This window comes from Comamonas piscis (assembly GCF_014109725.1).
Lineage (GTDB): Bacteria > Pseudomonadota > Gammaproteobacteria > Burkholderiales > Burkholderiaceae_C > Comamonas > Comamonas piscis.
In genome coordinates this window covers 2,869,559-2,882,498 of the sequence record NZ_CP058554.1, presented here as the reverse complement: position 1 = coordinate 2,882,498, position 12,940 = coordinate 2,869,559, and the positions used below count along the sequence as shown (strand labels likewise).

Genomic DNA, 12,940 nt, shown 5'->3' with positions numbered 1-12,940 from the left:
ATACGCAGTCAGCGCCCGTCTGGCGGGCGCTGCTGCTGGCTCATCACTTCTTGGGTTCGGTGAACAGCTTGTCGAAGTAGCCGCCATCCCCAAAGTGGGTCTTCTGCGCCTCACCCAGGCTGCCGAAGTACTTGCCTACGGTGAACTGCTTGATCGGTTTGAAAATATCGGCGTGCTTTTTCAGCACCGCTTCGCTGCGCGGGCGGATCGCGTGGCTCGCAGCAATCTCCTGGCCCTCATCCGAGTAGAGGAAGTCCAGGTAGGCCTTGGCCAGCTCGGCCGTACCCTTTTTCTCGACGGTGCGTTCCACCACAGCCACCGGGTTTTCAGCGGTGATGCTCACCGAAGGGTAGACCGGATCGACCTTGCCCTTGCCAAACTCGCGGTCGATCGACACCACTTCCGATTCAAAAGTGATCAGCACATCGCCCACATTGCGTTGCAGGAAGGCGGCCGTCGCATCGCGACCGCCCTTGGCCAGCACGGGCACATTCTTGTAAAGCTTGCTGATGTAGGCCTGCGCGTCAGCGTCCGAGCCACCCTTTTCACGTGCCTGGCCCCAGGCGGCCAGATAGGCGTAGCGGCCATTGCCACCCAGTTTGGGGTTCACCACCACCACCTGCACACCTGGCTTGATCAGGTCATCCCAGTCCTTGATGCCCTTGGGGTTGCCATTGCGCACCAGAAACAGCATGGTCGACGTAGTGGGCGATGCGTCGTTGGGAAACTTCTTGGCCCAGTCCTTCGCTACCACGCCCTTTTCGGCCAGGAACTCCACATCGGTGGTGGTGTTGAAGGTCACCACATCGGCGGCCAGACCTTCAGACACGGCACGCGCCTGGGCGCTGGAGCCGCCGTGCGACTGGTCCACCTTGATGTCCACGCCCTTGGTCTTCTTGTAGTGGGCGATAAAGGCCGTGTTGTAGTCCTTGTAGAACTCACGGGCCACGTCATACGAGACATTGAGCAACTGGTTTTGTGCCAGCGCCGAACCACTGGCCACCAAGGCTGCGGCCACCACCAAAGATTTGAATCCACCGAATTTCATGTTCTGCTACCCGTTCGTATGAAGTGATGTAGCAAATTGTGGACTTTTGTACTTAAAACTCAAACGAATATATTTTTGTTAATTTATGGTGTTTTTAGAATAAAGAAAAACAGCGCGGTATCACAGGCCCAGAATGATGACGAGCACGCCCTTGTCCACCCTGATGTCCCGCACCGTCATGCGAGCCACACGCTGGCGGGCATCCGCGGCATTGAGCGTGTAGATCGGTTGCTGGGCCAGGTAGGAGGTCATCGCAGCTTCCAGCGCGACCTGCGCCATCGCCGTGCGCCGCTCATCCAGGCCCTGCACCACCAGCTTGTCCATCAGAGGCTGGTCCAGAAAGATCGCGCCACGCTCGGCGTCATAGCGCAGCGAGGAAGACATATCGATCTGCGCGCCCAGCAGCTGGCTGCCACTGGTGTTGGTGTTGACCGTCATGTAAAGACCAAAGTCGACCCGCTCGCTGTCCTCGTTCAAATGCACCCGGGGCTGCGCCAGGGTGACGGACACCAACGGATAGCGCTGGGTCAGCGGCAAGCGCTCAGCCAGCTTTTGCTCCAGCTGCGCCTGGCTGATACGGATCTCATAGGTTTTGGCAGCCAGATACCAGATGGCGCCAGCGCCTATCAAGGCCAGCAGCGCCAGCAGTGACCATGTCAATTTTTTTCCCATGCCTGCACAACTCCTATAGCTTCAACCTGGGTTAATCCACCCGCCAGCTCGGCAGCCGCCAATGGCGCCACAGCGCAATGGCCCGCAAACCAGCAGTGACCAATACGCAGCCCAGCATCGGTGCCATCTCGGGCACCGGCGAGCTGCGCAGCAGCAAATCCACCCAGCCACCCACAAAGGCGCAGACCGCATAGGGCTGGTGGTCGCGGAAGGCCTGCGGAATCTCGCCACACATGACATCGCGCAGCACCCCGCCAAACACGCCAGTGATCACACCCATCATCACGCAGATGAGTGCGGGCAGGCCCTGCTCTGCCGCCATATCCACGCCCACAGCGGCAAAAAGGCCCAGACCGAGCATATCGGGCCAGAGCATGGCCCGCTCGGTCAAAGCAAAGTGGCGTTGTCGCAAAAACACAATGGCCAGCAGGCTGATGCCCAGGATCACCCAGACAAAGGTCTCCTGCCGTACCCAGAAAAATGGCCGCTGGTCCAGCAGCAGATCGCGCAAGGTGCCACCACCAAAAGCGGCCACAAAGGCCACCACGCAGACACCGACGACATCGAGCTTTTTGTGCGCCGCCTTGATCACCCCGGACAGCGCAAAAGCAATCGTCGCCGCAATCTCCAGCACTTGGCGGGCGGTGTCGATGATGTGCGGTGTGTCCATGGCCATGGGCAACAAGGTAAGGGGGGGGATGCGGCTTCATGCGCAGCCCAGCCGGGTGGAAGGTCAGGCAGCAGCTTGCATATTGCTGATCATCTCATCGCCAAAGCGCGAAGTGCTAACCTGCGTGGCGCCATCCATCAGCCGCGCAAAGTCATAGGTCACGCGCTTGGAGGCAATGGTGGCCTCCATCGCCGCAATGATCAGGTCAGCCGCCTCAGTCCAGCCAATGTGGCGCAGCATCATCTCGGCCGACAGGATCAGCGAGCCGGGATTCACATAGTCCTTGCCCGCATACTTGGGCGCCGTGCCATGCGTGGCCTCAAACACCGCTACCTTGTCTGACAGATTGGCACCCGGCGCAATGCCGATACCGCCCACCTGGGCAGCGACTGCATCCGAGATGTAGTCGCCATTCAAATTCAAGGTGGCGATCACCGAGTAATCGGCCGGGCGCAGCAGCACCTGCTGCAAGAAAGCATCAGCAATCACATCCTTGATGATGATCTCGGAGCCATCCTTGGGGCTCTTGAGGCGCAGCCAGGGTCCCCCATCGATCACTTCGGCAGCAAACTCTTTTTTCGCCAGCGCATAGCCCCAGTCACGGAAGGCGCCTTCGGTGAACTTCATGATGTTGCCCTTGTGCACCAAGGTCACGCTGGGCTTGTCGTGGTCGATGGCGTACTGAATGGCCTGGCGCACCAGGCGCTCCGTGCCTTCGCGCGACACGGGCTTGATGCCAATGCCCGAGCTGTCCGGAAAACGGATCTTTTGCGAGCCAATCTCCTGCTGCAAAAAGGCGATCAGCTTGACCGCAATGTCGGAGCCCGCTGCAAACTCGATACCGGCATAGATGTCTTCGGAGTTCTCGCGAAAGATCACCATATGCGTTTTGTGCGGCTCGCGCACCGGCGATGGCACACCTTCAAAGTAGCGCACCGGCCGCAGGCAAACATACAGGTCCAAGGTTTGGCGCAGGGTGACATTGAGGGAGCGGATACCGCCGCCTACCGGCGTGTTCAACGGGCCTTTGATGGCGACCAGGTACTGGCCGATGGCATCCATGGTTTCCTGGGGCAGGCTTTGGCCGTCGCCATACAGGCCGAGCGCCTTGTCACCGGCAAACACTTCCATCCAGGCAATGCGACGGGTATCGCCATAGGCTTGGGCCACCGCGGCATCTACCACCTTGCGCATCACCGGCGTGATGTCGCGGCCCACGCCGTCGCCTTCGATGAAGGGGATGATCGGCTGGTTGGGCACGCACAGGCTGTGGTCCGCGTTGGCAGTGATGGCCTGTCCGCCCTCGGGCAGCTGGATATGTTGAGCACGCATCGTCACAAATCTCCCAATCTGATTCTTCGCCCAGCCCCACAGCAGGCACCAGGCGCATGTGTTACCGCCAACGATTCTATCGACAAATGCCGGCCAGGCCGGACAGCGCAATCGCCGACACCTGGACACAGCAGATGCCCAGACCCAAGTCAGCGCCCCGCCTCTGGCATGGTGTATAAAACCGGCTATGGCGCCATGCGCTGCGGCTGCACAGTCCGTGCTGTTTTGCTTTGTGAGAGTTTGACCACCATGTTTTCTACCCCCTTGGCCACCCGCCGTCCCCGCCTCGTTCAGCGCTGCCTCATCGGATCGGCCATGGCCTGCGCACTGGCCGCTGCCTTGCCGGCTGCGGCCCAAAAAGCGGCGCCTGCCGGAGAGCCCCAAACACAGCTGGCCCGCACTGAGCTGAGCGCCGGCATGCACCGCATCCATGCGCAAGTGGCGCAATCGGCACGCGAGAAGGAAATCGGCCTGATGTTCCGCAAGGAGATGCCGGCCAACGAAGGCATGCTGTTTGTGTTTGACCGCCCCGGCACCCAGTGCTTCTGGATGAAGAACACCCTGCTGCCGCTGACGGCCGCCTTTGTCAGCGACGACGGGACCATCGTCAACCTGGCCGACATGCAGCCGATGACCGAGGATTCGCACTGCTCCAGCAAACCCGTGCGCTATGTGCTGGAGATGAACCAGGGCTGGTTCAAGCAAAAAGGCATTGCAGCGGGCACCCAACTGCGCGGCCGGCCCTTTACCGCGCCCTAAGGCCCACTCGGCCAGCAGTCACCAAGAGGCAAGCCCAGCGCAGGGCTTGCCCCTATGATGGTCCGCAGAACAACTCTGTGGAGACAACACCATGGCTGCAACTGCGCGCTACCCCTTGCCTGATCTGAAAAGCCTGCCCGAAGACATCCAGGCACGCATTGCCCAGGTGCAGGAAAAGGCGGGCTTTATCCCCAACGTCTTCCTCGCCTTTGCGCGCCGCCCCGCCGAATGGCGCGCTTTCTTTGCCTACCATGATGCGCTGATGGAGCGCGAGGAAAGCAGCCTCAGCAAGGCTGAGCGCGAGATGATCGTCACCGTCACCAGCGCCCACAACGAATGCCTGTACTGCGTGGTCGCCCATGGCGCGCTGGTACGTATTTATGACAAGGCGCCGATGCTGGCCGACCAGCTGGCGGTCAACTACCGCAAGGCGAATATCTCGGCACGCCAGCGCGCGATGCTGGATTTTGCGATGAAGGTCTGCACCCGCTCGCAAGAAGTGGATGACGCGGATTTTGAGGCCTTGCAGGCCCATGGCTTTGATGACGAAGATATCTGGGACATCGCGGCCATCACCGCATTTTTTGGCCTGAGCAACCGCATGGCCAGCTTTGCCGGAATGCAGCCCAATGAGGAGTTCTATCTGATGGGTCGCATCCCCCGCAGCAAGGCTTGAGGGCGACTACAACGTCGCGCCTTGTCCACCTAGCGCGCCATGCGCTTGGCGATCTCCGCCACTAGCTGCTCACCCAATACCGCCTTGCTGGCATGGGGCAGCTCCTGGTGGCCTTGCGCATCCACCAGCAGCAAGGCGTTGTCGTCCTTGCCAAAGGTCGCGGGGCCGATATTGCCGACCAGTAGGGGAATCTGCTTGCGCAGGCGCTTGGCCTCCGCATTGGCCAGCAGGTTTTCACTTTCTGCGGCAAAGCCAACGCAGTACAGATCGCCGCTTTGAGCGCGCGGTAGCTGGGCCACCGTGGCCAAAATGTCCGGGTTCTCAACAAAGGCCAGCTGCGGAACCGCGCCGCTGCCATCTTTCTTGATCTTCTGGTCAGCCGCGCTGGCGGGGCGCCAGTCGGCCACTGCGGCGGTGGCCACAAAAATATCGGCTCCCTCAATGCTGCCCATTACCGCTTGCAGCATATCTTGCGCCGATTGCACATCAATGCGGCGCACACCACGCGGTGTAGGCACATGCACGGGGCCAGCGATCAGGGTGACATCAGCGCCAGCTGCCTGCGCCGCACGCGCAATCGCAAAGCCCATCTTGCCGCTCGACAGATTGGTGATGCCCCGCACCGGGTCAATCGCTTCGAAGGTGGGGCCGGCGGTAATCAGCAGTTTTTTGCCCGCCAGCGCCTTGGCGCTGAAGAAATACTGCAGCTCTTCCTCAATCTCGGCCGCTTCCAGCATGCGGCCGTCCCCCGTCTCGCCACAGGCCTGGTCACCATTGCCAACGCCCAGAACCACAGCACCATCGGCCTGCACCTGGCGCAGATTGCGCTGGGTGGCGGGGTGGGCCCACATCTCGCGGTTCATGGCCGGGGCCAGGATCAACGGCACGCTGTCCATCGGCCGCGCCAGGCACAACAAGCTCAGCAGCTCATCGGCCCGGCCCTGCACCAGGCGGGCGATAAAGTCAGCACTGCAAGGGGCCACCACAATCGCATCGGCCTCGCGGCTCAGGTTGATGTGCGGCATGTTGTTGGGCTCGCGTGCATCCCACTGCGAGACATAGACCGGGCGGTTAGACAGCGCCTGCATCGTCACCGGGGTCATGAACTGAGTAGCAGATTCGGTCATCACGACCTGCACCGTCGCACCGGCCTTGGTCAATCGGCGGCACAGCTCGGCAGACTTGAAGGCGGCAACACCGCCGGACATGCCGAGGACAATATGTTTTCCGTGGAGCTGGTTCATGCCCGCCAATGTAGCAGAGCAGGCCCGCTGCCGCTGCACTGCAGCAGACAAGCAAACAGTGCCAGAACGGCTATCTCTGCCGCCATACGGCAGGCCCAAACCTGTGGGCATTGAAGCCCATTTATTGCAGCTCGCCGCACAGGCTGGCATACGCCTTTATAATCAGAATTTCCCACCTCCCTAAAAGACATGACCAAATTTGTCTTCGTCACTGGCGGTGTGGTGTCTTCCCTGGGCAAGGGAATCGCCTCAGCCTCCCTTGCCGCGATTTTGGAATCGCGCGGACTCAAAGTCACCCTCATCAAGCTGGATCCCTACATCAACGTGGATCCAGGCACCATGTCCCCCTTCCAGCACGGCGAAGTGTTTGTGACGGACGATGGCGCTGAGACCGACCTGGACCTGGGCCACTATGAGCGTTTCATTGAAACGCGCATGCGCCAGACCAACAACTTCACCACCGGCCGTATCTACCAAAGCGTTCTTGAAAAAGAGCGCCGTGGTGATTACCTGGGCAAGACCGTCCAGGTAATTCCCCACATCACCAACGAGATCCAGGAATACGTCAAGCGCGGCGCCGGCATCGGTACCGACCATGCAGTCGATGTCGCCATCTGCGAAATCGGCGGCACGGTTGGCGATATCGAGTCGCTGCCCTTCCTGGAAGCGGTGCGCCAGCTGTCCCTCAAGCTCGGCCCCAACAACTCGGCCTTTGTGCACCTGACTTACCTGCCCTATATTGCAGCGGCCGGTGAGCTCAAGACCAAGCCGACCCAGCACACGGTGCAAAAGCTGCGCGAGATCGGTATCCAACCCGATGCGCTGCTCTGCCGTGCCTCACATGCGGTGCCCGAAGAAGAGCGCGAAAAGATCTCTTTGTTCACCAATGTGCAATCCTGGGGCGTCATTAGCATGTGGGATGTGGACACCATCTACAAGGTGCCCCGCATGCTGCACGAGCAGGGCCTGGACGGCCTTATCTGCGACAAGCTGCGTCTCAACACGCCGCCGGCCAACCTCAAACGCTGGGATGACCTGGTCTACGAGACCGAGCACCCCAAGGGCGAAGTGGCCATTGCGATGGTCGGCAAGTATGTCGAGCTGTCGGATGCCTACAAATCCGTCAACGAAGCGCTCAAGCACGCCGGCATGCAAAACCATGTCCGCGTGAAGATCACCCATGTGGATTCGGAAACCATCCACGACGGCGATGCGGCTGAGCTGCTCAAGAGCTATGACGGCATTCTGGTGCCCGGCGGCTTTGGCTCGCGTGGTGTCGAAGGCAAGATCTCGACCGCCAAGTTTGCCCGCGAAGGCAAGGTGCCCTACCTCGGCATCTGCCTGGGCATGCAGGTGGCGACGATTGAATACGCCCGCCATGTGGCGGGCCTGGACAACGCCAACTCCACCGAGTTCGACCGCCAGACCCCCCACCCCGTGATCGCCCTGATCACCGAGTGGAAGGACGCCGATGGCACCATCAAGACCCGCGACGAAAACTCCGATCTGGGCGGCACCATGCGCCTGGGCGCGCAATCGTCCGATGTGCAAAAGGACTCGCTGGCCCACAGCATCTACGGCGATGTGGTCACCGAGCGCCACCGCCACCGCTACGAAGCCAACACCCAGTACCTGGACCAGCTGCGCAGCGCCGGCTTGGTGATCTCTGCGCTGACCCAGCGTGAGCACCTGACCGAGATCGTTGAGCTGCCCAAGGCGGTGCACCCCTGGTTCATCGGCGTGCAGTTCCACCCCGAGTTCAAGTCCACCCCCTGGGCCGGCCATCCGCTGTTCAATGCCTTTATCAAGGCCGCAGTCGATCGCAAGAAGCTGGCAGCCAAGTAAAATTGCAACCAGCTTGCGGCACAACCAGAAGCCATGACAAACAAAGCCTTCCCCAACGCTGCGTTTCTCATGGCGTCTTTGCTCTCACACCACCTTTAAGGAACACCGTCCATGCAATTGTGCGGATTTGATATCGGGCTTGATAAGCCCTTTTTCCTGATTGCCGGCCCCTGCGTGGTCGAGTCCGAGCAGCTGCAGATGGATGTGGCCGGACAGCTCAAGGAGATGACGGCCAGCCTGGGCATCCCCTTTATCTTCAAAAGCAGCTTTGACAAGGCCAACCGCAGCTCGGGTACGAGCTTTCGCGGCCCAGGCATGGAAAAGGGCCTGGAGATTCTGGCCAAGGTGAAAAAAGAGCTGAATGTGCCCATCCTGACCGATGTCCACAACGAGGCCGAAGTGCCCTACGTGGCCAGCATTGTCGATGTGCTGCAGACGCCGGCCTTTCTGTGCCGCCAGACCGACTTCATCCGTGCGGTCGCGCAATCCGGCAAGCCGGTCAATATCAAGAAGGGCCAGTTTCTGGCCCCGCATGACATGAAGAATGTCATCGACAAGGCCCGCGCTGCCGCCAAGGAAGTAGGCCTGCCCGAAGACATCTTCATGGCCTGCGAACGCGGCGCCAGCTTTGGCTACAACAACCTAGTGAGCGATATGCGCTCGCTGGCCATCATGCGCGAGACGAATGCGCCCGTCGTGTTCGATGCCACCCACAGTGTGCAGTTGCCTGGCGGCAATGGCACATCGAGCGGTGGCATGCGCGAGATGGTGCCCGTGCTGGCCCGTGCTGCCATTGCCGTGGGCGTCGCTGGCGTGTTCATGGAAACCCATCCAGACCCTTGCAACGCCCTGAGCGACGGCCCCAATGCCGTGCCGCTCAAGCACATGAAGGCCTTGCTCGAAACCATGGTGGCGCTGGACGGCATCACCAAGAAGAACGGTTTCCTGGAAAACAATTTTGGAGCTTAAATGCCAAGCGCATACATCATTGCCTCGGTCACCGTGACCAACCCCGAGCAGTACGAGGAGTACCGCAAGTACAGCACCATCGCCATGCAAACCTATGGTGCCGAGGTCTGCGTGCGCGGTGGCAAGGTAGAGGTCATCGAGGGCGACTGGAACCCCGGTCGCACCGTGATCCTGAAGTTCAAGGACAGCGAGCAAGCCCGCCGTTTTTATGATTCGCCCGAGTACAGCAAGGCGCGCGAGGCACGCGACGGTGCCGCCATCATGCGCATGGTGCTGGTCGAAGGCGTTTAAGGCCTACGCCCCAACCCCCATTGATTCCGTGCAGTTGCAGTCCACCCGTTTGCAGCGCACCAACCCTTTTCTCAATCTCTGAAAGGCTCTAAAGTGAGTGCAATTGTTGATATCGTTGGCCGCGAAATTCTGGATTCGCGTGGCAACCCCACCGTGGAATGTGATGTATTGCTGGAATCGGGTGTGATGGGCCGCGCGGCCGTCCCATCGGGCGCCTCCACCGGCTCGCGCGAGGCCATCGAGCTGCGCGACGGCGACAAGAGCCGCTACCTGGGCAAGGGCGTGCTGAAGGCCGTGGAGCACATCAATACCGAAATCTCCGAAGCCATTCTGGGCCTGGATGCTGCTGAACAAGCCTTCCTCGACAAGACCCTGATCGACCTCGACAACACCGACAACAAGAGCCGCCTGGGCGCGAACGCCATGCTGGCCGTGTCGATGGCCGTGGGCCGCGCTGCCGCTGAAGAAGCCGGTCTGCCGCTGTACCGCTACTTTGGTGGCATGGGCGGTGTGCAACTGCCCGTGCCGATGATGAACGTCATCAACGGTGGCGCCCACGCCAACAACAGCCTGGACCTGCAAGAGTTCATGATCGTGCCCGTGGGCGCGCCCAGCTTCCGCGAAGCGCTGCGCTGGGGTGCAGAAGTGTTCCACGCACTGAAGAAGATCATCGACAGCCGTGGCATGCCCACCGCCGTGGGTGATGAAGGCGGTTTTGCGCCATCGGTCGAGAACCATGAGGCTGCCATCCAGCTCATCCTCGAAGCCATCGACCAAGCCGGTTACACCGCGGGCGACCAGATCGCACTGGCCCTGGACTGCGCCGCTTCCGAGTTCTACAAGGACGGCAAGTACGTGCTCGAAGGCGAAGGCGGCATCAGCCTGACGGCTGAACAATGGACCGACATGCTGGCCGCCTGGTGCGACAAGTACCCCATCATCTCCATCGAAGACGGCATGCACGAAGGCGACTGGGATGGCTGGAAGGTGCTGACCGAGCGCCTGGGCAAGAAGGTGCAGTTGGTGGGTGACGACCTGTTCGTCACCAACACCAAGATCCTCAAGGAAGGCATCGACAAGGGCATCGCCAACTCGATTCTGATCAAGATCAACCAGATCGGCACCTTGAGCGAAACCTTCGCCGCCATCGAGATGGCCAAGCGCGCCGGCTACACCGCGGTAATCTCGCACCGCTCGGGCGAAACCGAAGACAGCACCATCGCCGACATCGCTGTGGGCTTGAACGCAGGCCAGATCAAGACCGGTTCGCTGAGCCGTTCGGACCGCATGGCCAAGTACAACCAGCTGCTGCGCATCGAGGAAGACCTGGGCGAAGTGGCGGTGTATCCCGGCCGCTCAGCGTTCTACAATCTGCGCTAAGCCCGCTTCGGGGCATGGCCTGTGGCCGTGTCCCGATCGCCTTCCCGACCCATCCTTGCCATGATCTCTCGCATTGTTCCTTTTGTGCTGCTGGCCATCCTGGTCAGCATCCATGCTCAACTCTGGAGTGGGCGCGGTAGCGTGCCCTACGTGAAGGACATGAAAGAGCAAATTGCCACGCAGAAGACCGAGAACGAGACCGCGCTGCGTGAGAATGTTCGCCTCGAGACCGAGGTGAGCGACCTCAAGCAAGGCATGGACATGGTCGAAGGCAAGGCCCGCAACGAGCTGGGCATGGTCAAGCCCAATGAGGTGTTTGTGCAGTACACGCGAAAATAAGCGATACGCCAATCACCACCTACCGAGCGCCTCTTTGCAGGCGCTTTTTTCTTGGGCCGGGCTGCTTTGACCGTATCATCGCGGCCATGCCTGCGCCTCATTCCTTCCGCTTTCGCCATGACGTTTAGCAATTCGGCTGCGCCGCCCCGCGTCTTTTTGGCCGCCCTCTACAGTGACGACAGCGCCGCGTTGGCAGTGCAGCTGGGCCACTACCTGGCACAGCACTCCGCCACCGCGCCTGCGGCATTCAGCTTGCAGGCCTGCAGCCTGGTGCAGTTGCTGGAGCTACCAATGGCTGCGAAGGATGCGGTGCTATTGATGGCGCCGCCGCTGTCAGCCCGCGCTGCCGATGCCAGCCAAGCACATGCAACCCAGCAGGTCCATGAGACTGCCGATGCCCAAACGCTGCTGATGCACACCCGCCTGCAACTGGTGGCACGCGGCCAGGCGTTTCAGCTGCTGTTCAGCGAGGGCCAGCGCCTAAAGCAAGAAGCGCTGGCAGCCCTGTGCAATTGGTTCCCCAACGCAGAGGCGCTGCAAGCGCTACGGATGGCTTTGCGCGCTGCCAACCATGGTGCGCGCGCGGGTTGGAGCTGCGAAAAGTGCAGCGACCCTGATTGCGAATTGCGGCTGTTCCAGGATCTGTTGGCGCCCCAGAAAAACTGAGGCGCTGGCTGCCAACCTCGCAGTCGACCGCTTACTGCACCAGGTGCGGCGCTGGCGGGTCGTTGCCGCGCTCGGTAAACAGATGCGCTACATCGACCGCATCAAAGCGGTATTGCTGGCCGCAGAACTCGCAGCCCACTTCGATCATGCCCTGCTCTTCAATGATGCTGTCCGACTCTTCCTGGCCCAGGCTGCGCAGCATGATGCCCACGCGCTCGCGGTTGCAGGTGCAGGCAAAATGCGGGCCGCCTTCGCCGTCTTCGGGCACAAAGCGCAGCAGTTTCTCTTCCCAGAACAGGCGGTGCAGGATGGTCTCGACATCGAGGTTCAGCAGTTCATCGCGGGTCAGGCTGGCGGCCAGGTGCGCAATGCGGTTGTACTCCTCGTTCAAGCCGATCTGGTCCACCTCGTCGGTGTGCGCGCTACCGCCCGCCAGGTTGGCCTCGCCCTTGATGGGCATGCGCTGCACGATCAGGCCGGCGGCCACCTTGTCGTTGGCGGCCAGCACCAGCACCGTGTCGAGCTGCTCGGACTGGCGCATGTACTGCTGCAAGATGGCAGCCATGCTCTCTAGCGGTTGGCCATCCACATCCACCAGCGGCACCACGCCTTGGTAAGGCTGCTGGCCGGGCTGCTTGTCCTTGGGGTCCAGGGTGATGGCGCAGCGGCCTTTGCCATGCACGTTAACCATATCGGTGAGGGTTGCATCGGCTGGCAGGTCACCTTGCAGGCTGACCGTGGAGCGCACGCTCAGATTGGTCAGCACCTCGGTCACTGCCAGCTTGACGGGGCCATCGCCCGAGATCTGGAACACCAGCGCGCCATTGAACTTGATGTTGGACTGCATCAGCACGCCGGCAGCGGTCATCTCGCCCAGCATCTCTTGCACCGGCAGCGGGTAAGGTCCGGTGCTGGTGTTGACGGCGCGGCGCTGCAAGATCTCTTGCCAGGCGTCGGTCAGTCGAACAATGGCGCCACGCACGGGCAGCCCATCAAACAAAAATTTATGCAGTTCAGACACTGTAGTTCTTCCAATTCAAATCATGCGG

General features: G+C 60.9%; 14 protein-coding genes. 8 read left to right on the top strand and 6 right to left on the bottom strand.

Annotated elements, in window-relative coordinates; genetic code table 11:
• Positions 1 to 43 precede the first annotated feature (43 nt).
• From HS961_RS13015 to icd, 4 genes are all read right to left on the bottom strand, one after another.
• Positions 44 to 1,048, bottom strand: coding sequence for a sulfate ABC transporter substrate-binding protein (locus HS961_RS13015; RefSeq protein ID WP_182322582.1), 1,005 nt, complete (start codon positions 1,046 to 1,048; stop codon positions 44 to 46).
• A gap of 120 nt (positions 1,049 to 1,168) precedes the next feature.
• Positions 1,169 to 1,720 (bottom strand): DUF1439 domain-containing protein, encoded by a 552-nt coding sequence (locus tag HS961_RS13010; RefSeq protein ID WP_182322580.1) that lies wholly within the window; start codon positions 1,718 to 1,720, stop codon positions 1,169 to 1,171.
• Between the two features lie 31 nt (positions 1,721 to 1,751).
• Positions 1,752 to 2,396, bottom strand: a complete 645-nt coding sequence (locus HS961_RS13005; protein ID WP_238347591.1) for a trimeric intracellular cation channel family protein — start codon at positions 2,394 to 2,396, stop codon at positions 1,752 to 1,754.
• A gap of 57 nt (positions 2,397 to 2,453) precedes the next feature.
• Positions 2,454 to 3,722, bottom strand: coding sequence for an NADP-dependent isocitrate dehydrogenase (gene icd / locus HS961_RS13000; protein ID WP_182322578.1), 1,269 nt, complete (start codon positions 3,720 to 3,722; stop codon positions 2,454 to 2,456).
• A 315-nt stretch (positions 3,723 to 4,037) separates the two neighbouring features.
• Here icd and HS961_RS12995 point away from each other — a divergent pair, with 315 nt between their 5' ends.
• Positions 4,038 to 4,481 carry a DUF192 domain-containing protein gene (locus HS961_RS12995; protein ID WP_238347940.1) on the top strand — a complete coding sequence of 148 codons (444 nt, stop codon included), beginning with the start codon at positions 4,038 to 4,040 and terminating at the stop codon, positions 4,479 to 4,481.
• Positions 4,482 to 4,572: 91 nt separating this feature from the next.
• Complete coding sequence (locus HS961_RS12990) at positions 4,573 to 5,157, top strand: peroxidase-related enzyme (RefSeq protein ID WP_182322574.1); 585 nt, start codon at positions 4,573 to 4,575, stop codon at positions 5,155 to 5,157.
• Positions 5,158 to 5,186: 29 nt separating this feature from the next.
• On the opposite strand, the gene coaBC is transcribed toward HS961_RS12990, so the two are convergent.
• Positions 5,187 to 6,401, bottom strand: a complete 1,215-nt coding sequence (gene coaBC / locus HS961_RS12985; protein WP_182322572.1) for a bifunctional phosphopantothenoylcysteine decarboxylase/phosphopantothenate--cysteine ligase CoaBC — start codon at positions 6,399 to 6,401, stop codon at positions 5,187 to 5,189.
• 189 nt (positions 6,402 to 6,590) lie between these two features.
• Here coaBC and HS961_RS12980 point away from each other — a divergent pair, with 189 nt between their 5' ends.
• The 6 genes from HS961_RS12980 to HS961_RS12955 all read left to right on the top strand — a co-directional run bounded on the left by HS961_RS12980 (position 6,591) and on the right by HS961_RS12955 (position 11,891).
• Complete coding sequence (locus HS961_RS12980) at positions 6,591 to 8,246, top strand: CTP synthase (RefSeq protein ID WP_182322570.1); 1,656 nt, start codon at positions 6,591 to 6,593, stop codon at positions 8,244 to 8,246.
• A gap of 111 nt (positions 8,247 to 8,357) precedes the next feature.
• On the top strand, positions 8,358 to 9,215 hold the full coding sequence (kdsA, locus tag HS961_RS12975) for a 3-deoxy-8-phosphooctulonate synthase (protein ID WP_182322568.1): 858 nt from the start codon (positions 8,358 to 8,360) through the stop codon (positions 9,213 to 9,215).
• The gene (locus tag HS961_RS12970; RefSeq protein ID WP_182322566.1) at positions 9,216 to 9,506 is read left to right on the top strand and encodes a DUF1330 domain-containing protein; all 291 of its coding nucleotides are present in this window, start codon (positions 9,216 to 9,218) and stop codon (positions 9,504 to 9,506) included.
• Between the two features lie 93 nt (positions 9,507 to 9,599).
• Positions 9,600 to 10,886, top strand: coding sequence for a phosphopyruvate hydratase (gene eno, locus HS961_RS12965; RefSeq protein WP_182322564.1), 1,287 nt, complete (start codon positions 9,600 to 9,602; stop codon positions 10,884 to 10,886).
• A 60-nt stretch (positions 10,887 to 10,946) separates the two neighbouring features.
• On the top strand, positions 10,947 to 11,225 hold the full coding sequence (locus HS961_RS12960) for an FtsB family cell division protein (protein WP_182322563.1): 279 nt from the start codon (positions 10,947 to 10,949) through the stop codon (positions 11,223 to 11,225).
• A gap of 117 nt (positions 11,226 to 11,342) precedes the next feature.
• Positions 11,343 to 11,891, top strand: coding sequence for a hypothetical protein (locus HS961_RS12955; protein WP_182322561.1), 549 nt, complete (start codon positions 11,343 to 11,345; stop codon positions 11,889 to 11,891).
• A gap of 31 nt (positions 11,892 to 11,922) precedes the next feature.
• Here the strand turns inward: HS961_RS12955 and HS961_RS12950 are convergent, their stop codons facing one another.
• Positions 11,923 to 12,912 carry an Hsp33 family molecular chaperone HslO gene (locus HS961_RS12950; RefSeq protein ID WP_182322559.1) on the bottom strand — a complete coding sequence of 330 codons (990 nt, stop codon included), beginning with the start codon at positions 12,910 to 12,912 and terminating at the stop codon, positions 11,923 to 11,925.
• Positions 12,913 to 12,940: the final 28 nt, after the last annotated feature.